26 protein-coding genes, 1 tRNA gene and 1 pseudogene are annotated in these 26480 nt (G+C 61.0%); 15 read left to right on the forward strand and 13 right to left on the reverse strand.

Features of this window, described 5'->3' with window-relative positions:
- Positions 1-3: 3 nt before the first annotated feature.
- From rimM to RLEG4DRAFT_RS31740, 9 genes are all read left to right on the forward strand, one after another.
- Positions 4-573: a ribosome maturation factor RimM gene (rimM, locus tag RLEG4DRAFT_RS31700; RefSeq protein ID WP_003582941.1), complete on the forward strand. Its 570-nt coding sequence runs from the start codon at positions 4-6 to the stop codon at positions 571-573.
- Positions 573-1274: a tRNA (guanosine(37)-N1)-methyltransferase TrmD gene (gene trmD / locus RLEG4DRAFT_RS31705; RefSeq protein ID WP_003582943.1), complete on the forward strand. Its 702-nt coding sequence runs from the start codon at positions 573-575 to the stop codon at positions 1272-1274. The genes rimM and trmD overlap by 1 nt, the downstream gene beginning before the upstream one ends.
- A gap of 212 nt (positions 1275-1486) precedes the next feature.
- Entirely contained in the window at positions 1487-2041 is a 555-nt protein-coding gene (gene rplS / locus RLEG4DRAFT_RS31710) for a 50S ribosomal protein L19 (RefSeq protein WP_003582945.1), read from the forward strand.
- 137 nt (positions 2042-2178) lie between these two features.
- Positions 2179-2976 (forward strand): basic amino acid ABC transporter substrate-binding protein, encoded by a 798-nt coding sequence (locus RLEG4DRAFT_RS31715; protein ID WP_003582947.1) that lies wholly within the window; start codon positions 2179-2181, stop codon positions 2974-2976.
- A gap of 16 nt (positions 2977-2992) precedes the next feature.
- Positions 2993-3805 (forward strand): amino acid ABC transporter permease, encoded by an 813-nt coding sequence (locus tag RLEG4DRAFT_RS31720; protein WP_003582950.1) that lies wholly within the window; start codon positions 2993-2995, stop codon positions 3803-3805.
- 70 nt (positions 3806-3875) lie between these two features.
- A complete protein-coding gene (locus RLEG4DRAFT_RS31725; protein ID WP_003582953.1) occupies positions 3876-4241 on the forward strand; it encodes a hypothetical protein in 366 nt (121 codons plus the stop codon).
- Positions 4238-4591: a hypothetical protein gene (locus RLEG4DRAFT_RS31730; protein ID WP_037094431.1), complete on the forward strand. Its 354-nt coding sequence runs from the start codon at positions 4238-4240 to the stop codon at positions 4589-4591. The genes RLEG4DRAFT_RS31725 and RLEG4DRAFT_RS31730 overlap by 4 nt, the downstream gene beginning before the upstream one ends.
- A gap of 302 nt (positions 4592-4893) precedes the next feature.
- Entirely contained in the window at positions 4894-6303 is a 1410-nt protein-coding gene (leuC, locus tag RLEG4DRAFT_RS31735) for a 3-isopropylmalate dehydratase large subunit (RefSeq protein ID WP_003582956.1), read from the forward strand.
- A gap of 246 nt (positions 6304-6549) precedes the next feature.
- The gene (locus RLEG4DRAFT_RS31740) at positions 6550-6891 is read left to right on the forward strand and encodes a hypothetical protein (protein WP_003582958.1); all 342 of its coding nucleotides are present in this window, start codon (positions 6550-6552) and stop codon (positions 6889-6891) included.
- Between the two features lie 113 nt (positions 6892-7004).
- On the opposite strand, the gene RLEG4DRAFT_RS31745 is transcribed toward RLEG4DRAFT_RS31740, so the two are convergent.
- Positions 7005-7835 (reverse strand): aldo/keto reductase, encoded by an 831-nt coding sequence (locus RLEG4DRAFT_RS31745; RefSeq protein WP_003582961.1) that lies wholly within the window; start codon positions 7833-7835, stop codon positions 7005-7007.
- 133 nt (positions 7836-7968) lie between these two features.
- A complete protein-coding gene (locus RLEG4DRAFT_RS31750; protein ID WP_003582962.1) occupies positions 7969-8490 on the reverse strand; it encodes a L,D-transpeptidase family protein in 522 nt (173 codons plus the stop codon).
- A 166-nt stretch (positions 8491-8656) separates the two neighbouring features.
- Here RLEG4DRAFT_RS31750 and RLEG4DRAFT_RS31755 point away from each other — a divergent pair, with 166 nt between their 5' ends.
- Together RLEG4DRAFT_RS31755 and RLEG4DRAFT_RS31760 are read left to right on the forward strand one after the other, a co-directional pair.
- Positions 8657-9340, forward strand: coding sequence for a response regulator transcription factor (locus RLEG4DRAFT_RS31755; RefSeq protein ID WP_003582964.1), 684 nt, complete (start codon positions 8657-8659; stop codon positions 9338-9340).
- Positions 9341-9452: 112 nt separating this feature from the next.
- Positions 9453-9908, forward strand: a complete 456-nt coding sequence (locus RLEG4DRAFT_RS31760) for a cyclic nucleotide-binding domain-containing protein (RefSeq protein ID WP_003582966.1) — start codon at positions 9453-9455, stop codon at positions 9906-9908.
- Between the two features lie 6 nt (positions 9909-9914).
- Here the strand turns inward: RLEG4DRAFT_RS31760 and RLEG4DRAFT_RS31765 are convergent, their stop codons facing one another.
- The 6 genes from RLEG4DRAFT_RS31765 to tesB all read right to left on the reverse strand — a co-directional run bounded on the left by RLEG4DRAFT_RS31765 (position 9915) and on the right by tesB (position 17472).
- Entirely contained in the window at positions 9915-10718 is an 804-nt protein-coding gene (locus RLEG4DRAFT_RS31765) for an exodeoxyribonuclease III (protein ID WP_003582968.1), read from the reverse strand.
- 92 nt (positions 10719-10810) lie between these two features.
- Positions 10811-11479 (reverse strand): outer membrane lipoprotein carrier protein LolA, encoded by a 669-nt coding sequence (locus RLEG4DRAFT_RS31770; RefSeq protein ID WP_003582969.1) that lies wholly within the window; start codon positions 11477-11479, stop codon positions 10811-10813.
- 141 nt (positions 11480-11620) lie between these two features.
- Positions 11621-14290 (reverse strand): FtsK/SpoIIIE family DNA translocase, encoded by a 2670-nt coding sequence (locus tag RLEG4DRAFT_RS31775; protein ID WP_003582971.1) that lies wholly within the window; start codon positions 14288-14290, stop codon positions 11621-11623.
- Between the two features lie 281 nt (positions 14291-14571).
- On the reverse strand, positions 14572-15999 hold the full coding sequence (locus RLEG4DRAFT_RS31780) for an ammonium transporter (RefSeq protein WP_003582973.1): 1428 nt from the start codon (positions 15997-15999) through the stop codon (positions 14572-14574).
- Positions 16000-16026: 27 nt separating this feature from the next.
- Positions 16027-16377, reverse strand: coding sequence for a P-II family nitrogen regulator (locus tag RLEG4DRAFT_RS31785; protein WP_003543684.1), 351 nt, complete (start codon positions 16375-16377; stop codon positions 16027-16029).
- A gap of 210 nt (positions 16378-16587) precedes the next feature.
- Positions 16588-17472: an acyl-CoA thioesterase II gene (gene tesB, locus RLEG4DRAFT_RS31790; protein WP_003582975.1), complete on the reverse strand. Its 885-nt coding sequence runs from the start codon at positions 17470-17472 to the stop codon at positions 16588-16590.
- A gap of 84 nt (positions 17473-17556) precedes the next feature.
- On the opposite strand from tesB, the gene RLEG4DRAFT_RS31795 reads away from it, so the two are divergent.
- The gene (locus tag RLEG4DRAFT_RS31795) at positions 17557-18771 is read left to right on the forward strand and encodes a ubiquinone biosynthesis hydroxylase (RefSeq protein WP_003582976.1); all 1215 of its coding nucleotides are present in this window, start codon (positions 17557-17559) and stop codon (positions 18769-18771) included.
- 18 nt (positions 18772-18789) lie between these two features.
- Here the strand turns inward: RLEG4DRAFT_RS31795 and RLEG4DRAFT_RS31800 are convergent, their stop codons facing one another.
- From RLEG4DRAFT_RS31800 to RLEG4DRAFT_RS31815, 4 genes are all read right to left on the reverse strand, one after another.
- Positions 18790-18978 carry a Trm112 family protein gene (locus RLEG4DRAFT_RS31800; RefSeq protein WP_003567459.1) on the reverse strand — a complete coding sequence of 63 codons (189 nt, stop codon included), beginning with the start codon at positions 18976-18978 and terminating at the stop codon, positions 18790-18792.
- Positions 18979-18987: 9 nt separating this feature from the next.
- The gene (locus tag RLEG4DRAFT_RS31805) at positions 18988-19674 is read right to left on the reverse strand and encodes an LON peptidase substrate-binding domain-containing protein (protein ID WP_171898278.1); all 687 of its coding nucleotides are present in this window, start codon (positions 19672-19674) and stop codon (positions 18988-18990) included.
- A gap of 110 nt (positions 19675-19784) precedes the next feature.
- A complete protein-coding gene (gene trxA, locus RLEG4DRAFT_RS31810; RefSeq protein ID WP_003582979.1) occupies positions 19785-20765 on the reverse strand; it encodes a thioredoxin in 981 nt (326 codons plus the stop codon).
- Between the two features lie 56 nt (positions 20766-20821).
- Positions 20822-21331 (reverse strand): prolyl-tRNA synthetase associated domain-containing protein, encoded by a 510-nt coding sequence (locus tag RLEG4DRAFT_RS31815; protein WP_003582981.1) that lies wholly within the window; start codon positions 21329-21331, stop codon positions 20822-20824.
- Between the two features lie 256 nt (positions 21332-21587).
- Between RLEG4DRAFT_RS31815 and RLEG4DRAFT_RS31820 the strand changes: the two genes are divergently transcribed.
- A tRNA-Gly gene (locus RLEG4DRAFT_RS31820) sits at positions 21588-21662 on the forward strand.
- A 132-nt stretch (positions 21663-21794) separates the two neighbouring features.
- Here the strand turns inward: RLEG4DRAFT_RS31820 and RLEG4DRAFT_RS31825 are convergent.
- Positions 21795-22694 (reverse strand): HNH endonuclease, encoded by a 900-nt coding sequence (locus RLEG4DRAFT_RS31825; protein ID WP_037094435.1) that lies wholly within the window; start codon positions 22692-22694, stop codon positions 21795-21797.
- A 294-nt stretch (positions 22695-22988) separates the two neighbouring features.
- Between RLEG4DRAFT_RS31825 and RLEG4DRAFT_RS31830 the strand changes: the two genes are divergently transcribed.
- Entirely contained in the window at positions 22989-24431 is a 1443-nt protein-coding gene (locus RLEG4DRAFT_RS31830; protein WP_003582984.1) for a M81 family metallopeptidase, read from the forward strand.
- A gap of 47 nt (positions 24432-24478) precedes the next feature.
- Positions 24479-26262: pseudogene (locus RLEG4DRAFT_RS31835) on the forward strand (gamma-glutamyltransferase family protein).
- Positions 26263-26480 lie beyond the last annotated feature (218 nt).

Genomic DNA, 26480 nt, shown 5'->3' on the forward strand with positions numbered 1-26480 from the left:
CCCATGACAAAGCTCGAAAACCCCGTTCTGATGGCGACGATCGGTGGCGCGCAAGGCCTCCGGGGAGAAGTGCGCGCCAAGGCCTACACGGCCGATCCGAGCGCCCTTGGCGACTACGGCCACCTGCACAGCATGGACGGCCGCAGCTTCGAAGTCCTCGAAATCCGCGAAACGAAGAATGTCGTCGTCGTCCGTTTCCGCGGCATCAACGACCGCAACGCCGCCGAGGCGCTGAACGGCCTGGAACTCTATATCGAACGCGACAACCTGCCCGACGAGGAGCTGGAGGACGACGAGTTCTACTACGCCGATCTCGAGGGTCTCGAAGCGCGGGACGACAAGGGCGTCAGCTATGGCACGGTCACCGGCGTCTTCGACTTCGGCGCCGGTGATTTGCTGGAGCTCAAAGGTCCGGGCAAGCGCCCGGTGCTGATCCCCTTCTCGGAATCCTCGGTGCTGGAGATCGACCTCGAGGCCGGCACGCTGCTGATCGATCCGCTGGCGGCAGGGCTGGTCGACGATCCGGAAGAGCTTTCGAAATTCACCGCGGACAAGCCGAAAAAGAAGAAGTGATGGCCTTCCGGGCGAGCGTGCTGACACTCTATCCAGAGATGTTTCCGGGACATCTGGGCTTCTCGCTCGCCGGCAAGGCGATGGAGCGCGGCCAATGGTCGCTTGATGCGGTGCAGATCCGCGACTTCGCCACCGACAAGCACCGCACCGTCGACGACACCCCGGCCGGCGGCGGCGCCGGCATGGTGCTGAAAGCCGATGTTCTCGCCCGAGCGATCGACAGCGCCAGTGAAAACGATACCCGCCCGCGCCTGCTGATGAGCCCACGCGGCCGACCGCTGACACAGGAACGCGTGCGCGCGCTTGCGGCCGGCGACGGCGTCATCATCGTCTGCGGCCGCTTCGAGGGCGTCGACCAGCGGGTGATCGAGGCGCGCGGATTGGAAGAGGTTTCGATCGGCGACTATGTGCTATCAGGCGGCGAGCCGGCGGCGCTGATCCTGCTTGATGCCATCATCCGCATCCTGCCCGGGGTCATGGGCAACGATCTTTCCGGCCTGCATGAAAGCTTCGAAGGCGGGCTGCTGGAACATCCTCATTATACCCGGCCGCAAATGTGGGAAGGCCGGGAAATCCCTTCGATCCTGACGTCGGGCAATCACGGCGCCATCGAGAAATGGCGGCAGGAAGAGGCGGTGCGACTGACGCGGGAGCGACGGCCGGACCTCTTCGAAAGGGCTAAAACCGAGAAAAGCGGCTGATTCCACCCTCCCTTTCACAAAAATGTCGTGCGAGGGATGACAAGCCCTGGCCTTTCGTGTATTGGCGCACGCGGAAATGGGGTTATCCCCGTCTGCCAGCAAACAAAGAATGGCGAACCCGCTCCCGCCCGGAAGGGCAAAGTCCTGAGGCAAGTTCCAAAGGATCAGTGTCGAGCGCTCTGGCTGTTTCAGAAGAACCAAAGGTTAAGACGATGAACATCATTCAACAGCTTGAGGCCGAACAGGCCGCCAAGATCGAAGCCAAGCGCACGCTTCCCGAATTTTCCCCGGGCGACACCGTCCGCGTCAATGTGAAGGTCACGGAAGGCACCCGTACCCGCGTTCAGGCCTATGAAGGCGTCTGCATCGCCCGCTCCGGCGGCGGCCTGCAGGAAAACTTCACGGTCCGCAAGATCTCCTACGGCGAAGGCGTCGAGCGCGTATTCCCGGTTTACTCGCCGATGATCGAAAGCGTCGACGTCGTTCGCCGCGGTAAGGTCCGTCGCGCCAAGCTCTATTACCTCCGTGACCGTCGCGGCAAGTCTGCTCGTATCGTTGAAGACACCGGCGTCCGCGCCCGCAAGCTCAACGACGCCGAGCGCGCCGCCATTGCCGAGGAAAAGGCCCGCATCGAAGCTGAAAAGGTTGCAGCAGCTCAGGCGCTCGCCGCCGAGAAGGCAGCAGCCGAAGCAGCGGAAGCCAAGGCCGCTGCTGAAAAGGCCGCCGCAGAAGCAGCAGCCGCTGCAGCGGAACCGGCAGCAGAATAAGATCTGCGCAAAATTCTGTGCTTGGAAAGGCGGCCTTTGGGTCGCCTTTTTTATTTTTTGCTCGGGCGCACAGCCGGCGACCTTGCCATGGGCATATCTTCCGTGACAATTTTCGCGTTCAATTTTGGAGCCGTTCAATGTTGTTTCGTCGTACCGTCCTTGCGGGCTTCGCCGCCCTTGCTCTAACACCCCTGGCCGCATCGGCGGCCGAACTGCCGGATCTCGGCGGCAAGAGCGTCGTCGTCGTCACCGAGAATGCCTATCCGCCGCTGCAGTTCGTCGATCCGAAATCCGGCAAGGCGATCGGCTGGGAATATGATGCGATGAACGAGATCGCCAAGCGGCTGAATTTCAAGGTCGAATATCAGAACACCAGCTGGGATGCGATGATCCAGGCGGTTTCCGACGGCCAGTACAATATCGGGATGACCGGGATCACCATCAAGGATGACCGCAAGCAGAAGGTCGATTTCTCCGACCCCTACATGCGCTCGCAGCAGTTCATGTTGGTGCGCGGCGACGAGAAGCTTTTCACCGATGGCAAGTCCTTCGCCGCATTCAAGGATGGCCTGGTCGGCGCCCAGCCGGGCACCACGCCTTTCTATACCGCTGTCTATGAAGTGCTCGACGGCAACGAGCAGAACCCCCGCATCAAGCTCTTCGAAACCTTCGGCGCCACCGTCCAGGCGCTGAAGGCCGGCGACGTCGATGTCGTGCTGACCGACGGCACCGCCGGCAAGGGTTATGTCGACGCCTCGAACGGCGCCCTGAAGCTGATCGGCGAACCGCTCGGCACCGAGGATTTCGGCTTCATCTTCCCGAAGGGCTCCGATCTCGTCGCCCCCGTCAATGCCGCCATCGCCGCTCTCAAGGCCGACGGTACGCTGGATGCGCTGAACAAGAAATGGTTCCTCGACTACAAGATGGGCGAATGACGCCGAGCCATTGCTGATGGCTTTGCGACCATCTTCCGACAGACAGGTCAAGGACGACTATCCCTGGTGGCTGGTCGCGCTCGTCGCGATCGGCGTTATCCTTGCCGTCGTCATCGTCACCAACGATATCTACGCCCAGGTTTTCCGCACCGTCGTCAACGGTGTCGGCATCACCGTCTTCGTGACGTTGGTCGGCTTCGTGCTCGCCACCGTGCTCGGCCTCGGCATCTGCCTGCTCGGCATGGCCGACAGCCAGGCGCTGCGCCAGATCGCGCGATTCTACATCGAGATCATCCGCGGCATCCCGATCCTCGTGCTCCTGTTCTACGTCGCCTTCGTCGGCGCGCCGGCTCTGGTCGCCGCCTATAACTTCCTGATTTCACCGCTGGTGAATGCAGGCATGGCGGAGCCCATTCTGGTGCGCGATCTCTCGCTGATGTGGCGGGCGATCATTGCGCTGACGATCGGTTATTCCTCCTTCATCGCCGAAATCTTCCGGGCCGGTTTCCAGTCGGTCGATCTCGGCCAGATCGAGGCGGCCAAGGCACTCGGCCTTTCCCGCTACCGCCGCTTCCGCTCCGTCGTCTTTCCGCAGGCGATCCGGGTGATCTTCCCGCCGCTTTCCAACGACTTCGTCTCGATGGTCAAGGACAGCTCGCTCGTCTCGGTGCTCGGCGTCGCCGACATCACGCAGATGGGCAAGGTCTATGCCGCCGGCTCTTTCCGCTTCTTCGAGACCTATTCGATCGTCACCTATATCTACCTGATCCTGACGATCGGCCTGTCGCTGGCGCTGCGGCGCACGGAGAAGTGGCTGAAATCGCAGTGACCAGAACCAACTTTTGTTTGCGCTTTGTCCAGCAGCAATTTTCAGTTTGCGCAGTCCCGGAGTCTTTTAGATGACCACGCCTATCCCATTTTTCTTGGCGATCGTTGTTTTTGCCAGCACGATATCATTTCCGGCTGAAGCCACCGATTTTCCTGCGTTTCAAGGGGAATTTTGCACGGAAGTCGCAAAAAAGCCGATTAAGCCCGCCGACCGTTTCCTTACTCTTTTAGAATGCAATCGTTCCGAAAATCGCTTTAAGGAGCAATTGCAGAAACATTGGTTCCTGGTCACCGACGACGACATGAAAATCTGCATGAAATCTAAAGGAACCATGGATGAGATTAAATCCTATATGCAGCTTATGGGATGCCTTTCAGATATTATTGGTCGCAAATGCTATTCGGGAACCCTGGCTTGTCGCGGAAAAACGCTATGAGGATACCGCTCCTAAAATTTTCGGCCGCCACGCTTCTTTTGGTAGCCGCTATTGCAGAACCGTATTCTGCGGAAGCAGCAGAGTTGCCTGAATATGACGGCTCATACTGTGTCCGGCTGACCTCAAAGATGCTGAATGCGGATGAAAAAAACATCGAGACAAAAAAGTGTCTTCAGGATGAAGCTGACGCAAAGAGGAAGCTCTCTGAGCACTGGGGGATCGTCTCCGAAAAATCATTTGCCTACTGCCGCACTTTGGGTGAGGGATCTTATCGACCGCTCCTACGCTGCTTAGCAGGCAATGTTGGCTATCGTTGCTTTCAAGACGAACTCAGTTGTAATTGGAATTGAGGCCGACGGTACATCCCAGGAATATTCGACTTTCTAACCCGCTTTATCCCCTGGCCCACGTGACTTTGCAGAACATTGCTCAGGCGGTGGAAAGTTGATATATGCAGGCGATGGAATCCAAGTTTAGATGCATTGGCGCGCATATTTTCGTGCTGCAGGACCATTATCGCCTGCCGGCGCGGTTCTTTGCCTGCGTGTCCGGTGCGCTCAATAGCCGACTTCGTTGATCGAATGACGGCCGGCGGAGCTTGATCCGCTTTTTTCTCGATTTTCCAAAAGCATCCAAAAACGGACTTAACGCCATGAGCGCACCGCGTACCCTCTACGACAAGATCTGGGACGATCACCTGGTCGACGAACAGGCAGACGGCACCTGTCTTCTCTACATCGACCGCCATCTGGTCCACGAAGTCACCTCGCCGCAGGCGTTCGAAGGCCTGCGCATGACCGGCCGCAAGGTTCGCGCGCCGGAAAAGACGCTTGCTGTCGTCGACCATAACGTTCCGACCTCGCCCGATCGCCATCTCGGCATCAAGAACGAGGAAAGCCGCATCCAGGTGGAAGCGCTGGCAACCAACGCCGCCGAATTCGGCGTCGAATATTATTCGGCAAGCGACAAGCGCCAGGGCATCGTTCACATCGTCGGCCCGGAACAGGGTTTTACCCTGCCGGGCATGACCATCGTCTGCGGTGACAGCCACACCTCGACGCACGGCGCCTTCGGCGCGCTGGCCCACGGCATCGGCACCTCCGAGGTCGAGCATGTGCTGGCGACCCAGACGCTGATCCAGAAGAAGGCGAAGAACATGCTGGTGCGTGTCGACGGAAAGCTTCCGCCGCACGTCACCGCCAAGGACATCATCCTTGCCATCATCGGCGAAATCGGTACCGCCGGCGGCACCGGCCACGTTATCGAATTTGCCGGCGAAGCGATCCGCGCGCTGTCGATGGAAGGCCGCATGACCATCTGCAACATGACGATCGAGGGCGGCGCCCGCGCCGGCCTGATCGCGCCCGATGAAAAGACCTTCGAATATATCAAGGGCAAGCCGCGCGCGCCGAAGGGCGAGGCGCTGGAACAGGCAATCGCCTACTGGAAGACCCTGCAGACCGACGAAGGCGCCCATTATGACCGCGTCGTCGTGCTCGATGCCGCCAGCCTGCCGCCAATCGTCTCCTGGGGTTCCTCGCCCGAGGACGTCATCTCCGTTCAGGGCATCGTTCCGAACCCCGACGAGATCCAGGACGAGACCAAGCGCACCTCCAAATGGCGCGCGCTCGACTATATGGGCCTGAAGCCGGGCACCAAGATGACCGACATCACCCTCGACCGCGTCTTCATCGGCTCCTGCACCAACGGCCGCATCGAGGATCTGCGCGAAGTCGCCAAGGTGGTCGAAGGCAAGACGGTTGCCGCGACCGTCGACGCGATGATCGTGCCGGGCTCCGGTCTCGTCAAGGAACAGGCGGAAGCCGAAGGCCTCGACAAGATCTTCAAGGCCGCCGGCTTCGACTGGCGCGAGCCGGGCTGCTCCATGTGTCTTGCGATGAACGACGACCGGCTGAAGCCGGGCGAGCGCTGTGCTTCGACCTCGAACCGCAACTTCGAAGGCCGTCAGGGTTTCAAGGGCCGCACACACCTCGTCTCGCCGGCAATGGCCGCCGCCGCCGCGATCGCCGGTCACTTCGTCGATATTCGCGAGTGGAACTGATCCCGTTCGCCGGATGAGAATTAAAGCCGCCCGATGCGTCCTGCGCATCGGGCGGTTTCGTATTCGTGGCGCCTCTGCCGACCACAAGATTCAGCGGGTGAGCCCGTTTGTGCATGGCCCCCTTCCCAATTTTCATCCGTTCGGGCAATCGACATCGGGAAACGCGTGTGGCCTCATCGATTTGGGGGCGATACGCGACTGATACCGTTCAGGCTCCGGCGAACACCGCGCCATCGAGGTATGGCCATGAGGCAGACCATAGTACGGAGTTTACTGCGAGTCAGCCTGATCGTGTTTGCATCGCAGGCATCGATCGCCGCCGCCGCGCCGACAACGATACCGCCGGTCATGGCCTCTTCCGGCCTGCTGCACCAGATCGCGCAAAGCAAGATGATACCGTATCTCAATGGATATCGCGGCTATAGCAGCGCCCGGTCCGGTTATATCAAGAGTTCGAACGGCTATTGGTATCCGGCGCGCGCTTTCAACGATTATTATACCGGCTCGATCGGACGGTCGCAGCGTCTGAACGGCAGCTGCAACCACGGCTTTGCCCCGACCAACGGATCCTCGAACTGCAATTATTGACAGGATCGCGGCGCGCCTCCTTCAAACGGCCGCCGCCGCGGGTTGAATCATCAGAGCATGGTGTCCGCAAACCGCTCGCACGTTCGGCATCACGCTCTGATGATCCCGGGCGGTCAGAAGGTTGCCGTCATCGGATCCGGTCCCATGCGGGCGCCGGCGCTGTCGAGCCTGGCGATCGCCGCCATGTCATCGGCATCGAGCTTGAAGTCAAACACCTGCAAATTCTCCTCGATACGCGACGGCGTCACCGATTTCGGGATGACGACGAGGCCGCTGTCGATGTGCCAGCGGATGATGACCTGGGCCGGCGTCTTCCGATGCTTGCCGGCGATCTCGCCGATAACGGGATTGGAAATGAACTTGCCCTGGCCGAGCGGGCTCCAGGATTCGGTGGCAATGTTCAGCTTTTTGTGGGCTTCCTGCGCCGCCTTCTGCTGGAAATCGGGATGCAGTTCGATCTGGTTGATGACGGGAACGACGCCGGTTTCGCCGATGATGCGCTCCAGATGTTCAGGATTGAAATTCGACACGCCGATCGAGCGGGCGCGGCCCTCCTCGCGGATTCGCACGAAGGCCTTCCAGGTCTCGGTGTAGAGGCCGCGATGCGGCGACGGCCAGTGAACGAGATAGAGGTCGACATAGTCGGAGCCGAGCTTCTTCAGGCTGCCGTCGAAGGCGCGCAGCGTATTGTCGTAGCCCTGGTCGGTATTTCGGAGCTTGGTGGTGACGAAGATATCCTTGCGGTCAAGACCGGAGGACATGATGCCTTCGCCGACACCCTCCTCGTTGTCGTAGCCGGAGGCCGTATCGATATGGCGATAGCCGGCAGCGATTGCGGTGCGCACCGTCGGGGCGGCAATCTCCTGCGGCGTCTGCCAGACGCCGAGCCCGACCTGGGGAATGGAATGTCCGTCATGGAAAGTGATGATGGGTTGAGCGGTCACAATATTTCTCCGGGAGTTTGAAGAATTGGACGAGGCATGAATTGCGCCCGCGCATGCGCGGACGTCCCGGAACGCATTTCAGCCGCAGCGTTCGGTCACCGGAAACATATAGGCGGCCTCGTCCGGAAGACAATCAGAGAACCCGGACGATCGTTCCCTTTCGAATGTGCGGCAGAAGCCGGCGCATGTCGCTGAGGCTGACTGCCACGCAGCCGGCCGTCGGCTCGTAGCCCGGCCTGATGAGATGGAAGAAGATCGCCGAGCCGCGATAACGCGCACGCGAGGAAATATTCCAGTCCATCACCAGGCAGATATCGTAGAGCCCGTCGCCGCGCCGCATCTCTTCATGGCTTGCACCGAAGGGCGCCCTGACGAGGCGGTTATAGCCGGCATTGTCAGGCTGATCGCACCAGAGCATGTCGGCACGGATGCGGCGGATGGGAAGAGAGGTGGCGAGCCGGCCGTTCCGCTCGCCGCGCCGGAAGCCGGATATCAGCCGCATCGAGGCGATCGGCGTGGCGCCGTCGCCCTCGCGTTTGATCACGGTCCGACCGGACCGGCCGATCGCCGCAGGCACGGTTATCGCACCGAGCCGGACGATCGCCCGGCTCTTCTTGCCCGGGGCGGGCCGCACCACGATCGTCGACGGCTTCATCCCCGGCGCCCGCCTTGTTTTTTCCATTTTTCTCGCATGTCTTGGATTGTCTGGGGTTCCAATTGAAATCATATGAAATCCTGTGCGGCAACAGTCCGCCGCCCGATCCTTGCCAAAACAGGAATTTGGCGTAGGACTAGGGAACTTAACATGAGGACGCAACGGCATGACCGCACGCACCATTCTTCTGGTGGATGACGACGATGATCTTCGTCAGACGCTGACGGAGCAATTGTCGCTGTATGAGGAATTTTCGGTTCTGCAGGAAGCCAACGCCGGCAAAGGTGTTGCGACCGCTCGCTCGACACCGGTCGACCTGCTGATCATGGATGTCGGTCTTCCGGATATGGATGGCCGCGAGGCGGTGAAGCTGCTGCGCAAGGGCGGCTTCAAGGCGCCGATCATCATGCTGACCGGCCACGATACCGATTCGGATACGATCCTCGGCCTCGAAGCCGGCGCCAACGACTATGTCACCAAGCCTTTCCGCTTCGCCGTGCTGCTCGCGCGCATTCGCGTGCAATTGCGCCAGCACGAACAGAGCGAGGATGCGACCTTCACCGTCGGCCCCTACCTGTTCAAGCCGAGCCAGAAGCTGCTCACCACCGATAACGGCCAGAAGATCCGGCTGACGGAAAAGGAGGCGGCGATCATCCGCTATCTCTACCGCGCCGAACAGAAGGTCGTCACCCGCGACGTGCTTCTCGAAGAGGTCTGGGGCTATAACTCCGGCGTGACGACCCACACACTGGAAACCCACGTCTACCGCTTGCGCCAGAAGATCGAGCGCGATCCTTCCAATGCCGAAATCCTCGTGACCGAAAACGGCGGCTACAAGATCATACCCTAGGCATTTCGGTTTTCTCCGAATCACGGAAATGCTCTATCTCTTTGTATTCACGTAATTCCAGCAAAACCCGCTCTGCGCTTTTGCTGGAATTGCTCTAAGGCGAAAAGCCCGCATGGCGCTGACCGACGACATCCGCATGCTCGCGCAGCTTCCTTTGTTCAAGGACATGAACGAGGATCAGCTGCGGTTGATCGCCTTCGGCGCCGACCGGCGGATGATTGCCGCCGGCCAGATGCTGTTTCGCCAGGGCTCGCCGGCCGAAAGCGCCTATGTCATCCTCAGCGGTAGCCTGGAGCTGAGCGCAACGAGCAGCGACGGCATCCAGCGGACAGGGGGGATCGCCGGTCCCGGAACACTGGTTTCCGAGCTCGCCCTGGTCACGCTGGTGGAACGAAAATTCACTGCGATCGCCCGCGAGGACACCAGCATCATCCGCATCACCCGTGCCCTCTTCCACCGGCTGATCGAGGAATATCCGGAGGCGGCCCGGCTGATCGAGAACCGCATCCGCGACAATCTCGCCGAACTTGCGGCAAAGGCCGCAAGCCAGTTCTACCGCTTCAGCTGATTGCTGTCAGAAATCGAAATGCGCCGTCACCGGCACATGGTCGGAGGGCCGATCCCAGCCGCGCGCTTCCTTGAGGATCTCGATGCGCTTGAGATGTGGCCCGAGCTCCGGTGACGACCAGATGTGGTCGAGACGGCGGCCGCGATCGGCAGCCTCCCAGTCCTTGGCGCGGTAGCTCCACCAGGTATAGAGCTTTTCGCTTTCCGGCACATGCTGGCGCATCAGATCGTGCCAGCCTCCGCGCTTCATCACCTCGAGCAGCCCGTCGGTCTCGACGGGCGTATGGCTGACGATCTTCAGCAGCTGCTTATGCGACCAGACATCATGCTCCAGCGGCGCGATGTTCAAGTCGCCGACGAGGATCGAAGAGGTATTTGCCTCACCATTGGCTTTCAGCTGCTTCATCTCCTCGATGAAATCGAGCTTGTGGCCGAATTTCGGATTGATCGTACGGTCCGGCTCGTCGCCGCCGGCCGGAACGTAAAAATTATGCAGCCGGATACGACGATTGCCGCGCTCGACGATCGCCGAGATGTGGCGGGCATCGCCGACCCCGCAATAATCCTGCCGGTGATCCTCCGTCAGCGGAAGGCGCGAGGCAATCGCCACGCCGTGATAGCCCTTTTGGCCATGGATGATGATGTGATCGTAGCCCATCGCCCGCAAGGGTGCGGCAGGAAACAGCTCGTTCGGCACCTTGGTTTCCTGCAGGCAGAGAATATCCGGCCGGTGTTTGAGAACGAGCTGCTCGACGATCGGCATGCGCAGCCGCACCGAGTTGATGTTCCAGGTAGTGATCGAAAAGCTCATGCCCCATGCCCTCTCACGCGTTCATGAAAGGGCTTTAGAACAAAGGCGGACCGGAGGGAACCGCCCGTATAAGGCGATCAACCGAAAACGACTCAATCACGCGATTGAGGCGTGCCCGGAATGGTCTCATAGGGCACGCGGAACACACGATCGTCGAACTGCATGCCCGTCTTGACGTTGAAGATCATCACCGACGTGTCCTTGCCCTGGTTGTCGGTGATCGTCCACTGACGCAGGTCGTAGGTCTTCGGGTCGAACATCATGGTGATCGTCGAATTGCCGAACACCGTATTGTTGCCGAGCGCGATCGTCGTCAGATCAGACTCTTCCTTCACGCCCTTCACCATACCGGCAGACAGGTCGATATGCTGTGCCAGCAGCAGGCTGAGCGGCGTCTTGGAGAGCGGATAAAGATCCCAGGTTTTCAGCTTGGTATTGCCGATGGCGACGTTTTTGCCATCGGCGATCACCCGCATCGGCGACGGGTCGTCATAGTTGAAGCGCAGTTTGCCGGGGCGCTGGATAAAGAACTTGCCGCCGGTCTGCTCGCCGCGCGGACCGAACTGCACGAACTCGCCCTGCATCGTCGTGACGCCGGAGAAATGATCGGCGATCGCCTGCGCCGTGCCCGAGGCGGGAGCCGCCGCCTGCGCATGAGCACCCAGGGGAATGGCGCTCGCCATCGCAGCGATGGCAAAAGCGCCGAGCAGATCGCGGCGCGTCATCGTCAGGCCGGAGAGGAAGGTGTCGGAGTTACTCATCTAAATCTCCTTTATGCGATCTGCATGCTGCCGAAAGGCGGCGTCTTCAAGGCGTTGCGATCGGCCCCGCGAAAGCTAACGGCTTGTCTGCCGTCAGGTTTCCGCAAAAGCGGTCCTCATGGGAAATATATGCCGATTATTTCAGCGGTCGAGGATGTCGCCTTCGGTGGGAACGAGAATTTCGCGTTTGCCGGCATGGTTGGCCGGCCCGATGATGCCTTCCTTTTCCATCCGCTCAATGAGCGAGGCGGCCCGGTTGTAGCCGATACCGAGCCGGCGCTGGACATAGGAGGTCGAAGCCTTGCCGTCACGCAGCACGATGGCGACGGCCTGATCGTAAGGATCTTCCGAATCCGAAAGGTTCGACGTGCCGGCCGGGCCGCCGCCGCCGTAATCGCCATCCTCGTCGTCATCGGCGGTGATCGCATCGAGATATTGCGGCGAGCCCTGGCTCTTCAGGTAGGAGACGATCTCTTCCACCTCGACATCCGAGACGAACGGGCCGTGCACGCGCTGGATACGTCCGCCGCCCGCCATGTAGAGCATGTCGCCCATGCCGAGCAGCTGTTCTGCGCCCTGTTCGCCGAGAATGGTGCGGCTGTCGATCTTCGAGGTCACCTGGAAGGAGATTCGGGTCGGGAAGTTCGCCTTGATCGTGCCGGTGATGACGTCGACCGAGGGGCGCTGTGTCGCCATGATCACGTGGATGCCGGCCGCGCGCGCCATCTGCGCCAGGCGCTGCACGGCGCCTTCGATATCCTTGCCGGCGACCATCATCAAATCGGCCATCTCGTCGATGATGACGACGATATAGGGCATCGGCCTGAGGTCGAATTCTTCTGTCTCGTACATTGCCTCGCCGGTATGGCGATCGAAGCCGGTCTGCACCGTGCGCGAGATCGCCTCGCCCTTCGACAAGGCCTGCTCGACGCGGGTGTTGAAGCCGTCGATGTTGCGCACGCCGATCTTCGACATCTTCTTGTAGCGCTCTTCCATCTCGCGCACGGTCCATTTCAGCGCGACGACGGCCTTTTTCGGATCGGTGACGACAGGCGAAAGCAGATGCGGAATGCCGTCATAGACGGAAAGTTCGAGCATCTTCGGGTCGATCATGATCAGTCGGCATTGTTCCGGCGTCATGCGGTAGAGCAGCGACAGGATCATCGTGTTGATGGCGACCGATTTGCCCGAGCCGGTGGTACCGGCGACGAGCAGATGCGGCATCTTGGCGAGATCGGCGATGACGGCTTCGCCGCCGATCGTCTTGCCGAGCGCCATGGCGAGTTTTGCCTTGCTACCTTCGAAGTCGCGGGAGGCGATAAGTTCACGCAGGTAGACGGTCTCGCGCGTCTGGTTCGGCAATTCGATGCCGATCGCGTTGCGGCCGGGCACGACGGCGACGCGGGCGGCAATGGCGCTCATCGAGCGGGCGATGTCGTCGGCAAGGCCGATGACGCGCGACGACTTGATGCCGGGCGCCGGCTCCAGTTCATAGAGTGTGACGACGGGGCCGGGGCGGACATGGATGATCTCGCCCTTGACGCCGAAATCCTCGAGCACGCCTTCGAGCATGCGGGCGTTCTGCTCCAGCGCATCGGCTGAAAGCGTGGAGTCGCGCACGACATTCCGCGGTTCGGCAAGCAGATGCATCGAGGGAAGCTGGAAACCCTCTGGGCGGATGAACGAGCCCTGCGCCTCGCGCTCGATGCGGGCGCTGGGCTTCGGACGCGCGACCACGGGTACGACGCGCGGTTCCGGCTTGCCGGCAGCCTTTGCCGGTGCGCGGATCATCCAGTCGTCGTCATCATCGTCGGGCAGGATATCGGCCGGGCGCGGCGGCATGTCGGCATCGAAGGGCAGATCGTCGTCGTCATCCTCGTCATCGACAGACAGCGACGGCGCAGAGACGATGCGCCGCGGCGAAGTCGCCCGCGTCTCCATCGACGGCTCCATCCGCTCGCCGCGGACGGTGGACGCCTTGGCGCGCACCGGTTCGTTCAGCGTCCCGAACTCGTCATCGTTGAAATCATAGGGGGATTCGAAATCACCCTGGCGGCGCTTGCGCGGCCCCATGCCGAAGAGCCGGCGCAGCCGGCCTTGGCTCATGTACCAGGCATGTGTCATCGCACCGCTGAGAGCGACCCAGCGCGACTCGTCGTCCTCGTCCTCGTCTCCGACGACGCGGGCCTTGCTTGTTCTATCGACGTAATCTTCCTCGATCTCCTCCTCGGCATCGCTGCGGCCGACGAGGCCCGACGCAAACAGCATCATCCAGGCGGTCGGTGCCGCAAAGATGCAGCCGACGACCATGGCGAATGTGCCGGTGGGATAGGCGCCGACGAAGAGCGCAGGAAAACGCAGGATCATATCGCCGACGACGCCGCCGATGCCGTTCGGGATCGGCCAGGTGAGCGGTGGCGGAAAACAGCCGATCACGGCGCAGGATAGCACCGTGCCGGCAAGCCAGGCCCCGGCACGGGCGGGAATGCGGCTGAAGCGACGGCCCGAGATCAGCGTCAGCGCCCAGGCGACGATCGGCAGCATCGAAACGACGCTGGCAAGGCCGAGGAACTGCATGACGATATCGGCAAAGGCAGCGCCGCTGTAACCGAGGATATTTGTCGGCAGGTTGGCCGTGGCATAGGAATAGCTCGGATCCGCGACGTTCCAGGTCGCCAGCGCCGCCACGCAGAGTGCCAGCAGCAGAAAGATCGCAAAGCCGATGAGCGCCTGGATCTGCCGCAGCATGAATGCCGAGAAGGAGAACCGATCCGGACGGCCATCCATCGCCGGCGACGTGCTTCTTGCCATGTGTCTAACCCGTCCAATGCCTGAGGGCATGCGAATCACCGAAGCTTCGCCATGCCAAAATGCGTCCGCTCTACCTAATCAGAGCCGGGTTAAAGTGATGTTAACCATGCATGCTTGGGCGTGCATTCCGGACAGGGAAATGAAAAAAGGCCCGAACTTTGAAAAGTCCGGGCCAAATGCGGTCTATGGCAGCTTTTCCGGGTCTAACCCGGAAAAGCTCTAGATAGGCCGCGACGGGCCGTGAAGCGGCGCCCTTGTGCCGGGCGCCGCAAACCCTGTGATCAAGAAGAGTGGTAGGCAGCTTCGCCGTGGGTCGAAAGGTCGAGACCTTCGCGCTCGGCTTCGACGCTGACACGCAGGCCGATGACGACGTCGACGATCTTGTAGAGGATCGCCGAGCCGATGCCCGACCACAGCAGCGTCGTCAGCACGCCCTTGGCCTGGGCGAGCACCTGGGTTGCCGTGCCGGCATAGGAGGCAGCGAAATCGGCCGTCGAATAATCGACGATGCCTGCACCGCCGAGAGCCGGGTTGACGAGGATACCGGTGCCGAGAGCGCCGATGATACCGCCGACGCAATGCACGCCGAAGACGTCGAGGCTGTCGTCGTAGTTGAACTTGTTCTTCACGACGTCGACGAAGAAGTAGCAGACCGGCGAGACGATGAGGCCGAGAACGATCGAGCCCATCGGGCCGGCAAAACCTGCGGCCGGGGTGATGGCAACGAGACCGGCAACCGCACCGGAAGCGCCACCAAGCATCGAGGCCTTACCGCGGGTGAGGCTTTCGACAATGCACCAGGACACGGCGGCGGCAGCCGTCGCGACGAAGGTGTTGATAAAGGCAAGCGAGGCGTAGGCATTGGCTTCGAGGTTGGAGCCGGCGTTGAAGCCGAACCAGCCGACCCAGAGCAGCGAGGCGCCGACCATGGTCAGCGTCATCGAATGCGGAGCCATGATTTCCTTCTTATAGCCCGTGCGCTTGCCGAGCATGATGGCGCCGACGAGACCGGCAATACCGGCATTGATGTGGACGACCGTGCCGCCGGCGAAGTCGATTGCGCCATAGGAGAAGATCAGGCCAGCCGGCGAGGTGTAGGAGCTCGGACCGCCCCAGAACCAGACCATATGCGCCATCGGGAAGTAGATGAAGGTGACCCAGAGCACGACGAAGAGCATGACGGCCGAGAACTTGACGCGTTCGGCGAATGCGCCGACGATCAGGCCGGGCGTGATGCAGGCGAAGGTCATCTGGAAGACGATGAAGGTGTATTCCGGAATGGCGACGCCCTTCGAGAAGGTCTCGGCGAGCGACGAAGTGTTGACGCCGGCGAGGAACGCCTTGGAGAAGCCGCCGACGAAGCTGTTCAGCGAGCCGCCGTCGGTAAAGGCGAGCGAATAGCCGTAGGTCACCCAGATCAGCGCCACGACGGCGGTGATCATGAAGACCTGCATCAGCACGGAGAGCATGTTCTTGGCGCGGACGAGACCGCCGTAGAAAAGCGCCAGGCCGGGGATGGTCATCAGCAGGACGAGCGCCGAGGAGACGAGCATCCAGGTATTGTCACCCTTGTCCATGGTGAAAGCAGGAGCAGCGGCAGCGGCAGCGGCTGGCGCAGCCTCCTGCGCGAAAGCGACGGCCGGCGCCAGAAGCGCGGCAGAAGCTGCGCCCATCAGCGCAAAGCTGGAAGAAAACTTCGAAATTGACATTGGATAAAGCTCCTTGATCTGCCGTTCTTACAGCGCTTCTGAATCGGTTTCGCCCGTACGGATGCGCACGGCATGATCGATCGAATAGACGAAAATCTTACCGTCGCCGATCTGACCGGTCTTGGCCGATGCCGCGATGGCCTCGACCGCCCTGTCGACGAGTTCCGATGCAACGGCGATCTCGATCTTCAGCTTCGGCAGGAAGCTGACCGCATATTCGGTACCGCGATAGATTTCGGTATGCCCCTTCTGGCGCCCGTAGCCCTTCACTTCGGTCACGGTCAGCCCCTGAATGCCGATCGCTGTAAGAGCTTCGCGGACCTCATCGAGCTTGAACGGCTTGATAATAGCCATCACAATTTTCATCTGGTTTCCCATCCTTCGTTATCCTCGGCGCGGAGCCGACTCTCCTTGCCGCTGACGTTCCTGAACAGCGACCGGCACTGTACATTCAAGGGACGTGCCAGATTCGATGCACTCCATAACTTGTTGAAATATAACAATTATATTAATTAGTGCCAATAAACAGGCAAATGACCGACCGATAAGCGCACAAATAAAGCGCAAATTTGCAAATATGCCTATTATTTATTCATTTGCCTTTTTCCGAATCAGACCTTCCTGCGCGACAGAGGCGATCAGCTCACCCGATCGGGTAAAGAGGCTGCCCCGGGTCAGCCCTCTGGCACCCGAAGCCGAGGGGCTGTCCTGGGTATAGAGCAACCAGTCGTCGAGTTTGCAGGGTCTGTGGAACCACATGGAATGATCAAGGCTTGCCACCTGCAGGCTCTGGTCGAAGATCGAGGTGCCGTGTGCATAGAGCGAGGTATCGAGCAGCGTCATATCGGAGAGATAGGCAAGCACTGCCGCCTGATAGAGCCGGTCGTTGGGAACCGGGCCGGTGGCCCGCACCCAGACGTCCTGTTTGGGGTCGAGCTTCTTGTCGGAAAAATAATGTGTCAGCGAGACGGGACGGATCTCGATCGGCCGCTCGCGCTGCCAGTATTTTCGGATCGCCTCTGGCGCATGCGTCAGATACTGCTCCTTGATCTGCTGTTCGCCGAGCAGCGCTTCCGGCATATCGACCGCAGGCATTGCGATCTGGTGGTCGAAACCCGGCTCCTCCACCTGGAAGGAGGCCGACAGCGTGAAAATCGCTTTGCCGTGCTGGATGGCGACGACGCGCCGCGTATTGAAGCTCGATCCATCGCGAATGCGCTCCGCCTGGTAGATGATCGGCACCGAGGGGTCGCCGGGCCGCATGAAATAGGCATGCAGCGAATGCACGAAACGCTCGCCCTCGATGGTGCGCTGCGCCGCCATCAGCGCCTGGCCGATCACCTGGCCGCCGAAGACCCGCTGCCACCCGGCCTGCGGGCTGCGGCCGCGAAAAATGTCGACCTCGATCGGCTCCAGATCGAGCGTCGAAAGCAGTGTCTCCATTGCCGAAGGCCCTGATGTCTCGCGCGTCATTTTGTATGACTCCTGGCGGTAGGAAGTGAAGTGGCGATGAACTATATAGATCACATCTGAGGCACAAGGTACGGGAGCGGCGCGATGCTTGATATGCTGGTTGTGGGCGGGGGTTATGTCGGCCTTTCCGCCGCTGTCGCGGTCAAGCAGGCGGCACCGCATCTGAATGTCGCCGTTGTCGAGGCCGCCCCCGAGCATGTCTGGAAAAACGATACGCGCGCTTCAGCCGTGATCGCGGCAGCGGCAAAGATGCTCGAAGTCTTCGGCATCTGGAACGAGATCGAGCCGGAAGCCCAGCCGATCACCAAGATGATCGTCACCGACTCCAGGACCTCCGATCCGGTGCGTCCGGTCTTTCTGACCTTCGACGGCGAAGTGGCCGAAGGCCGGCCCTTCGCCCATATGATCCCGAATGTCGCGATGGTTGCAGCACTGCGCGGCGTTTGCGACCGGCTCGGCATCGAGATCAGCCACGGGCTTGGCGCCACCGAACTGAAGACCGACGACACCCATGTCACCGTGACGCTTTCGGACGGCAGCACACTGGAGAGCCGGCTGCTGGTTGCCTGCGACGGCGTGCGCTCGACGCTGCGCGATCTCGCCGGCATCAAGACCGTCACCTGGGATTACGGCCAGTCCGGCATCGTTGCGACCGTCGAACACGAGCGGCCGCATGAGGGCTGCGCCGAAGAGCATTTTCTGCCGGCCGGCCCTTTCGCCATTCTGCCGCTCAAGAACAACCGCTCCTCGCTGGTCTGGACGGAGCGCACGCATGATGCCGACCGGCTTGTCGCCGCCGACGATCTCATATTCGAGGAAGAGCTCGAACGCCGCTTCGGCCACAAGCTCGGGGCGCTGAAGGTGATCGGCGACAAGCGCGCCTTCCCGCTCGGCCTGACGCTCGCCCGCGCCTTCGTCGCACCACGTTTTGCTTTGGCCGGCGACGCCGCCCACGGCATTCACCCGATCTCAGGCCAGGGCCTCAATCTCGGCTTCAAGGATGTGGCGGCGCTTGCCGAAACGATTGTCGAGGCCGATCGCCTCGGCCTCGATATCGGCTCGATCAATATTCTCGAGCGATACCAGACCTGGCGGCGCTTCGACACGTTCCGGATGGGCATGACCACCGACGTGCTGAACCGGTTGTTCTCCAACGACGCAACGCCGATCCGCATCGCCCGCGACGTCGGCCTCGGCATCGTCGACCGGCTGCCGCGCCTCAAATCCTTCTTCATCAGCCAGGCGGCCGGGACGACGGCAAAGGACAATCCGCGCCTGCTGGCCGGACAGACGATTTAAAGGCGTTCTAAAAAGGCGTCATTCGTCGAGGCGACGGGCTTCGGAGACCAGCATGATCGGAATGCCGTCGCGGATCGGATAGGCGAGCTGCGCCTTTTCCGAAACCAATTCATTGTGTTCGCGATCATAGGAAAGCCGGCCCTTGGAGAGCGGGCAGACCAGAAGTTCGAGCAGTTTCGGATCGACGCGGCTGAGTTTTTCGTCCATGGCCGAAGTCTACTGCAGAACCGTGTCTGAGTCACCGAAGACCCGCGCCAGCACGATCTCGGTAATGGCGATCAGCGTTTCGGCCCGCGTCTTCAAATCGGGCGCCTCCAGCAGCGCCTGTTTTTCGGCCGGTCCGAACGGCGACATCATCGCCAGCGAATTGACTAGCGTCAGATTGCTCGCCCGCTCGACGCTCTCCCAGTCGGCTTCCAGCTTGTTCGCATCGAGATAGGCCTTGAAGGCGGTCAGAAGTGCGGCGCGGTCGACCGCCTCCTCCTCGTTCGCGGCCGAGAGATCAGCGATGAACGGGGCGATACGAAAGGTGCGGAAGGGATCGCTGGTGGCTTTCTCCTCCAGCAGCCGAAAGCGGCAGACGCCGGTCAGCGACACGATATAACGCCCATCGCCGGTTTCGGCGAAGGAGGTGATGCGGCCGAGGCAGCCGACAGCGGCAAGGTGGGGATCGCCGCCCTTGTCCTCATGTTCGCCGAGCGCCGGCTGGACCATGCCGATCAGCCGGTTTCCCGTCAGTGCAGCATCCAGCATCGCCAGATAACGCGGCTCGAAAATGTTGAGCGGAAGCTGTCCGGCCGGCAGAAGCAGGGCACCGGTCAGGGGGAAGACGGCGATCGTATCAGGCAGATCGCCCGGTTTCAGGTATCTGGCATTCCCGACTTGCATGAAACCGTCCCGCATTCTTGTAACGGGCATGCCCGTCCTCACGAGAATGTGGTGCCCTCGTCCAAAAACGCAAGGGCAGATATTCGAAACTTAATGCATCTCGGCCGGAATGGGGGGGCGCGCGGTTACGAGAACAGCATCGCCGAAAGCTTGCGCCGGGCCGAAACCGTCGCCGGATCCTTGAAACCCCAGACCTCGAAGAACTGCAGCAGCTGGCGGCGGGCGCCGTCATCGTCAAAGGCGCGGTCCTTGCGCATGATCAGCAGCAGATGCTCGGCCGCTTCGTCGCGCCGGCCTTCGACATTGAGGATCTTGGCAAGCTTCAGCCGCGCCTCGTGGTCGTCGGGATTGCTGGCAAGGTCGCGTTCGAGCGCAACGGGATCGCCGAGCTTGCGGGCCTCCTCGATCTGCTCGAGCTTTTTCAGCACCGCCTGGATGCCGGCGTCCTTCGCCAGCTCTTCCGGCAGATCAGCCAGGGTTTCGCGCGCCCGCTCATGCTGGTTTGCGGCAATCATGCATTCCGCCATTCCGGCAATCGCCTTGGCGTTTTCGGGATCGGCCTGCATCACGGCGGCGTAGAGCTGAGCGGCCTCATTGATATTGCCGGCGGCCAGCAATTCTGCCGCTTCGGTCAGCACGGCCTCGATCTCGGCCGCCTCGTCGGCGCCGGCCGGGCCGGCGATCCGGTCGATGAACTGCTGGATCTGGCTTTCCGGCACCGCGCCCATGAAGCCGTCGGCGGGGCGGCCGTTGACGAAGGCGATGACGGCGGGGATCGACTGGATACCAAGCTGGCCGGCGATCGAGGGATGGTCGTCGATGTTCATCTTGACCAGCCGGACGCGACCGTTGGCTTCGTTGACCACCTTCTCCAAGACCGGCGTCAGCTGCTTGCACGGGCCGCACCAGGGCGCCCAGAAATCGACCAGCACCGGCTGCTTGCGCGATTCCTCGATGACGTCCTTGCCGAAATTCGCGGTCGTCGTGTCGGTGATGAAACTGCCGGCCGCAGCCGCAGCCGCGGGTGCCGGCGTAGCGCCGAAGCTTGTCGTCGCCGTCATCTGATTTCCGAAGGAACCGTTATAGGGGTTGTCGCTGCCGCTCATAGGTATCTCCCGCCGCGCCGATCCTGCCGGCATCATTGTAGCGCTAAAATCGTATGTCAGGACGTCAGTTTCAAGACAAGCGGCTTGTGTCCGGTCGCCTCCATGAAACGGACGAGATCGCTGCTCGCAATCGAGGTCGTCGCATCGTTGGACAGCGGATGGCAGTTGACGATCTCCTCGCGCATCAGATCGGCATCGAGCACGAAGGTGACATTCCCTGCCGTATCGTTGATCGCGCCGAAGGCGGTGACCGCGCCGGGGATGACGCCGAGATAGTCCATCATCTTCTCCGCCCTGCCGAAGGAGACCCGGCCGGACCCCCCGATGATATTATGCACCTGCTTTAGGTCGACCTCGGCATTTTCCTCCACGGTCAGCAGGAAATACCTGTCCTTCTTGTCCTTGATAAAGAGATTCTTGGTGTGGCCGCCGGGGATTTCGTCGCGCAGCGCAATCGATTCGGCCACCGTGAAAACCGGCGCATGATCGACCGTCTTGTGGGCAATGCCGAGCCCATCGAGAAAGGCGAACAATTCTTCTCGGGTCTTGGGGGCATGTTCGGACATTGGGCAATCCATCTGGACAGGAAGGGAAAAGACGAGGCGTCCTGATTAAGTCCGTCCACATCGTTTGGCAATCTTCGCCACCGACGCTCACCCCCACATTTGCGGCCTTTCCGCCTGCCTCATGCGACCTTGCGAATTTTTCTTCGCCTCTTCGTCATTTCCCTGTTGCATTTGAAAATCCGTTAGGCCATATAGCGCCCGTCGCCGCAAGGCGCCGCCCACGGTCCAACAACTACCCCGGACCGATGTGGATTGAGCGGGTGTAGCTCAGGGGTAGAGCACAACCTTGCCAAGGTTGGGGTCGAGGGTTCGAATCCCTTCGCCCGCTCCAGTTTCTCTTTTGTCCATACCGAAGACATAGGTAGCGAAACCTACCTAAGACATAAGTGACAACCTCACGCTTGTTGGTCGAGGCTTGGCTTATTCGTTCTGCAATTCCAGAGAAAAATAACGGCGGATGCTTTTACTGCTTGAAGCAGTGTTCGCGGTGCCATTGCAGGAAATGCGCATGCGGTCGTTCAAACGCGCGCCGGGGCGCAATCGCGCGACCGGTCTTGTTGATAAAGCCCCGTACTGCGTCGCGATCATTGACCTGTCGTGAAATCAGAATCTCCAGATCATCCGTCAGACCAATCAATCCTCGATCGAACATCCAATGGGCAGTGCCGGATAGAGCAATCCCGTTGCTGACAATATCGGGACCGTTCGCCTCGACGGGTCGAACATGCGCTGCGTCGACCTCTGCCCGGCCTCCCCCATTGATCAGCTTGAGCCCAGTAATTGCGCAGCGTTTATCATAGGCGTTCAGAACGACTTGACGGAATACGCGGTCTCGCACTATCCGGGACGCGATAAAGCTCACACGGTTGCGGCTCTGCTCCAATTGGAACGGCGCTTGCTCTTCCTCAAAGCTCATAGGGCGCACGTTCGTGTCGACGCGCGGCAGTAGTGGCTCGCTCTCATCAAGGCCGAGCGCAATGATACGGCTGAAATCGTCCGGCGAGATCGGGCGAACAGCCGACTGCGCACGACCAGAAATCCGACCTTGTGCGTTCAGCACACCGCGCTCGGCGATCCCGTCGACGCCATTGAAGGGAACAGGGCGGACGAAGTCGAGATAACTTCCAGGCTCGATTAGCGCAAGGTACATGCCCGATGTGGCAGGATCTGGAATGACCTGCTCAACCTTCGCCACGGCAAAGTAGCCTCGAGTCTCAGCGACCTTTCGGGGCTCATAGTAGATGATCCAGTCGCCAACGCATGCTTGGACACGCTGGAGATACTGGCTGGGAAACTGATATCGCTCAGCTGGGCTGTCATCATAAATCGAATCTGAGCGGTGGATGAAAACCCCGAATCCCATGATCGTCGTATAACATATCCGTTTTGGCCGCACAGGCACCGACTCGCCTCGCCGGCGGACCTAAATCAAGTTTGTAATTTATTTCGGTTGATTGGTTCGTTTGGAAACTTATTGTCGAGGTTAAAATGGGTGCGCCTTCGGATCGGGACCTTCATGTTCAATTTATCGCAGCGGGAACTCCTTCTTACGACGCGGACTCCAACTGGCGGGTTGATGCGGGCGTCCCGGTCAAAGGTGCAGCCAGTATCGCCGTCCAAGATTTCTTGACTCCTCCCAACATCAACCGAGGTTTCCATGCGCATCGCCGTCGGTGGCATTCATATCGAATGCAGCACATACAATCCCGTCCTGAACGAGGAGAAAGATTTTCGCGTGGTGCGCGGCGAGGCGCTGCTGGCGGCGCCCTATTTCGCTTTCCTCGGGGATTATGACGCCGAGTTCCTGCCGACGATCCATGCCCGCGCCATTGCCGGCGGTCCGGTTTCGCGCGCCACCTATGAGGCGTTCAAGAGCGAATTCCTTGAGCGGCTGAAGCCGATGCTGCCGCTTGATGGTCTCTACCTCGCCATGCACGGTGCGATGTATGTCGAGGGCATGGAGGATGCCGAAGGTGACTGGATCTGTGCGGCCCGCGCCCTCGTCGGCGAGGAGTGCACGGTTTCGGCCAGCTACGACTTGCACGGCAACGTCACCCAGCGCATTATCGATGCGCTCGATATCTATTCGACCTATCGCACGGCGCCGCATATCGATGTCGAGGAGACGATGCGCCGCTCGGTCTCGATGCTGGTGAAGAGCCTGACATCGGGCGTGAGGCCGGTCGTTCTCTGGGCGCCGATCCCGGTCGTGCTGCCCGGCGAGCGCACCAGCACCGTCGATGAGCCGGCTAAGAGCCTTTATGCGCTGCTGCCCGAGATCGATGCGATCGACGGCGTCTGGGATGCATCGCTGATGGTCGGTTACGTCTGGGCCGACGAACCACGCGCCACCGCCGCCGCCATCATGACCGGCACCGACCGCGCCGTGCTGGAGCGTGAAGCCAAACGTCTCGCAAGGGCCTATTGGGATGTGCGCGAAGATTTCGTCTTCGGCTGCGAAACCGGCTCGGTCGAGGAATGCGTCGTGAGAGCCATCGCAAGCCCGACCGGCCCCGTCGTACTCGCCGAATCCGGCGACAACCCCACAGGCGGCGGCGTCGGCGACCGGGCCGACGTGCTGGCGGAACTGATCGCCAGGGGTGCCACCGGAGTCGTCTTCGCAGGCATCGCCGACAAGGCGGCGACCGAAGCCTGTTATGCCGCGGGCCGTGGCGCGGAACTCACTCTCAGCGTCGGCGCCTCGCTCGATTCCAAGGGCAGCAAGCCGGTCACGGCGAGCTTCAGCGTCAAGTTCCTGCACGAAACGTCGGATCTGGCCGATCGCCAGGCGGTGGTTTCGACCGGCGGCATCGATCTCGTGCTCTCGGCCAAACGCCGGCCCTACCACAACATCGTCGATTTCACCCGGCTCGGGCTTGATCCGCACCGGGCGAGGATCATCGTCGTCAAATCGGGTTATCTCTCGCCGGAACTGGCGCCGATCGCCAATCCCAACCTGATGGCGCTGTCGACCGGTGTCGTCGATCAGTTCGTCGAGCGCCTGCCGCGGCTGCGCAAACAGCATCCGACCTACCCCTTCGACAAGGATTTTGCCTTCGAACCGCAGGTCTTCCTCTCCGCGCGCTCGGCGCGGGCCTGAGCTTTGACCGATCGAACGAGAGCTGATTTCCCGGAAAGGTATCTGCGATGACCGCATTCACGACCCGTCCCGAAATCCTCGGCACCTTCGGCGTCGTCAGCTCGACGCACTGGATCGCATCGGCGGTCGGCATGAGCATTCTCGAAAAGGCGGCAACGCCTTCGATGCCGCGGTGGCGACGGGCTTCGTGTTGCAGATCGTCGAACCGCATCTCTGCGGTCCGGGCGGCGACCTGCCGGCGGTGATCTATTCGAAGAAGAAGGACAAGGTCGAGGTCATCTCGGCGCAGGGACCCGCACCCACCGGCGCAACGATCGAGCATTATACCAGGGAAGGCCTGACGCTGATCCCCGGCGACGGCTTGCTTGCAACCGTCATTCCCGGCTCCTTCGACGGCTGGATGCTGATGCTGCGCGATTACGGCACGATGAGCGTGCGCGACGTGCTGGAACCGGCAATCTACTACGCCGAGCACGGCCATCCCCTGCTGCCGAGCGTCTCCGCCACCATCAAGGGGCTCGCTGCCTTCTTCGAAAAGGAATGGCCGACGTCGCATCGAACCTGGCTGCCTGATGGCAGCGTCCCCGAACCGTATTCGAATTTCAGGAACCCGATGCTTGCCGAAACCTGGAAGCGCGTCATTGCCGAAGCCGAGGCAAAAGGCGGCCGTGAAGCGCAGGTGGAGGCAGCGCGCGATGCCTTCTATCGCGGCTTCATCGCCGAGAAGATCGATGCGTACCTGAAGACCGCCGAAGTGACGGACGCGAGCGGCAGCCGCCACAAGGGCGTGCTGACCGCCAAAGACATGGCGAACTGGTCGGCAACGATCGAAGAGCCGCTGACCTATGATTATCACGGCTGGACGATCGCCAAGACCGGTCCCTGGTGCCAGGGCCCGGTCTTCCTGCAGGCGCTGTCGATCCTCAAGGATTTCGATCTCGCCGCGATGAACCCGGCCGGCGCCGATTTCGTCCATACCGTTACCGAGGCGATGAAACTCGCCTTCGCCGATCGCGAGGTCTATTACGGCGATCCAGATTTTTCCGAGGTCCCCATCGCGCACCTGCTGTCGGAGACCTATGCGACCGAACGACGCAAGCTCATCGCCGCCGACGCCTCCTTCGATCTTCGCCCCGGCATCATTCCGGGATTCGAGGCGCAGCATGATCTGACGATGAAGATGCTTGGCGCCGATTCCAGGACAGGCGCCGTCTACGAGCCGACCATGGCGCATCTTTCCGAGAAGCGCGGCGACACCGTGCATATCGACGTGATCGACCGCGACGGCAACATGGTCTCCGTCACACCCTCAGGCGGCTGGCTGCAGTCTTCGCCGACCGTTCCCGGCCTCGGCTTCTGCCTCAATTCCCGCGCCCAGATGTTCTGGCTGAAGCCGGGCCTGCCGACCTCGCTTTCGCCGGGAAAGCGGCCACGTACGACGCTGACGCCTTCGCTCGGCCTTTACGAGGGTCGCCCGACGCTCGCCTTCGGCACGCCGGGCGGCGATCAGCAGGAACAATGGCAGCTCTCCTTGTTCCTGCGCCATATCCACCACAAGCTGAATCTGCAGGCGGCGATCGATCAGCCGCTGTTTCATACTGCCCATTTTCCGAGTTCCTTCTATCCGCGCACCCGCGAACCCGGCAGCCTGATGGCGGAAGCGAATTTCGGCCCTGATGTGCTCGATGCGCTGGCCGGCAGGGGCCACAAGCTGACGGTCACCGATCCCTGGACCATCGGCCGGCTGACCGCCGCGCGGCGCGATGCCGATGGACTGCTGCGCGCCGCAGCGACCCCGCGGCTCATGCAGGCCTACGCGGTCGGACGGTAGCGTGACGAGGAACAAGTATTGCCTGAGATAAGCTGTGCCGGCGCGGCGCGGCGTGGCTTTTTTGCTGCACCGCTTATATGACTTCTGCTAGATATTATTTCACCAATAATTATTAACGACCAGTTCCGCCCATTCGTGTTCTCTTATCCCTGCGAATCAAAAAGGTTTGATTTGCCCGGGGACGGCCACCATGTTGAGCATGGGGCGATGCAACAGTT

It is taken from the genome of Rhizobium leguminosarum bv. trifolii WSM2297, from assembly GCF_000271845.1.

What these genes read in the sequence shown, in the direction of transcription:
- rimM (WP_003582941.1), top strand. Translation starts at nt 4, where the DNA reads ATGACAAAGCTCGAAAACCCCGTTCTGATGGCGACGATCGGTGGCGCG.
- trmD (WP_003582943.1), top strand. Translation starts at nt 573, where the DNA reads ATGGCCTTCCGGGCGAGCGTGCTGACACTCTATCCAGAGATGTTTCCG.
- rplS (WP_003582945.1), top strand. Translation starts at nt 1,487, where the DNA reads ATGAACATCATTCAACAGCTTGAGGCCGAACAGGCCGCCAAGATCGAA.
- RLEG4DRAFT_RS31715 (WP_003582947.1), top strand. Translation starts at nt 2,179, where the DNA reads ATGTTGTTTCGTCGTACCGTCCTTGCGGGCTTCGCCGCCCTTGCTCTA.
- RLEG4DRAFT_RS31720 (WP_003582950.1), top strand. Translation starts at nt 2,993, where the DNA reads ATGGCTTTGCGACCATCTTCCGACAGACAGGTCAAGGACGACTATCCC.
- RLEG4DRAFT_RS31725 (WP_003582953.1), top strand. Translation starts at nt 3,876, where the DNA reads ATGACCACGCCTATCCCATTTTTCTTGGCGATCGTTGTTTTTGCCAGC.
- RLEG4DRAFT_RS31730 (WP_037094431.1), top strand. Translation starts at nt 4,238, where the DNA reads ATGAGGATACCGCTCCTAAAATTTTCGGCCGCCACGCTTCTTTTGGTA.
- leuC (WP_003582956.1), top strand. Translation starts at nt 4,894, where the DNA reads ATGAGCGCACCGCGTACCCTCTACGACAAGATCTGGGACGATCACCTG.
- RLEG4DRAFT_RS31740 (WP_003582958.1), top strand. Translation starts at nt 6,550, where the DNA reads ATGAGGCAGACCATAGTACGGAGTTTACTGCGAGTCAGCCTGATCGTG.
- RLEG4DRAFT_RS31750 (WP_003582962.1), bottom strand. Translation starts at nt 8,490, where the DNA reads ATGAAGCCGTCGACGATCGTGGTGCGGCCCGCCCCGGGCAAGAAGAGC.
- RLEG4DRAFT_RS31755 (WP_003582964.1), top strand. Translation starts at nt 8,657, where the DNA reads ATGACCGCACGCACCATTCTTCTGGTGGATGACGACGATGATCTTCGT.
- RLEG4DRAFT_RS31760 (WP_003582966.1), top strand. Translation starts at nt 9,453, where the DNA reads ATGGCGCTGACCGACGACATCCGCATGCTCGCGCAGCTTCCTTTGTTC.
- RLEG4DRAFT_RS31765 (WP_003582968.1), bottom strand. Translation starts at nt 10,718, where the DNA reads ATGAGCTTTTCGATCACTACCTGGAACATCAACTCGGTGCGGCTGCGC.
- RLEG4DRAFT_RS31770 (WP_003582969.1), bottom strand. Translation starts at nt 11,479, where the DNA reads ATGAGTAACTCCGACACCTTCCTCTCCGGCCTGACGATGACGCGCCGC.
- RLEG4DRAFT_RS31775 (WP_003582971.1), bottom strand. Translation starts at nt 14,290, where the DNA reads ATGGCAAGAAGCACGTCGCCGGCGATGGATGGCCGTCCGGATCGGTTC.
- RLEG4DRAFT_RS31780 (WP_003582973.1), bottom strand. Translation starts at nt 15,999, where the DNA reads ATGTCAATTTCGAAGTTTTCTTCCAGCTTTGCGCTGATGGGCGCAGCT.
- RLEG4DRAFT_RS31785 (WP_003543684.1), bottom strand. Translation starts at nt 16,377, where the DNA reads ATGGGAAACCAGATGAAAATTGTGATGGCTATTATCAAGCCGTTCAAG.
- tesB (WP_003582975.1), bottom strand. Translation starts at nt 17,472, where the DNA reads ATGACGCGCGAGACATCAGGGCCTTCGGCAATGGAGACACTGCTTTCG.
- RLEG4DRAFT_RS31795 (WP_003582976.1), top strand. Translation starts at nt 17,557, where the DNA reads ATGCTTGATATGCTGGTTGTGGGCGGGGGTTATGTCGGCCTTTCCGCC.
- RLEG4DRAFT_RS31800 (WP_003567459.1), bottom strand. Translation starts at nt 18,978, where the DNA reads ATGGACGAAAAACTCAGCCGCGTCGATCCGAAACTGCTCGAACTTCTG.
- RLEG4DRAFT_RS31805 (WP_171898278.1), bottom strand. Translation starts at nt 19,674, where the DNA reads ATGCGGGACGGTTTCATGCAAGTCGGGAATGCCAGATACCTGAAACCG.
- trxA (WP_003582979.1), bottom strand. Translation starts at nt 20,765, where the DNA reads ATGAGCGGCAGCGACAACCCCTATAACGGTTCCTTCGGAAATCAGATG.
- RLEG4DRAFT_RS31815 (WP_003582981.1), bottom strand. Translation starts at nt 21,331, where the DNA reads ATGTCCGAACATGCCCCCAAGACCCGAGAAGAATTGTTCGCCTTTCTC.
- RLEG4DRAFT_RS31825 (WP_037094435.1), bottom strand. Translation starts at nt 22,694, where the DNA reads ATGGGATTCGGGGTTTTCATCCACCGCTCAGATTCGATTTATGATGAC.
- RLEG4DRAFT_RS31830 (WP_003582984.1), top strand. Translation starts at nt 22,989, where the DNA reads ATGCGCATCGCCGTCGGTGGCATTCATATCGAATGCAGCACATACAAT.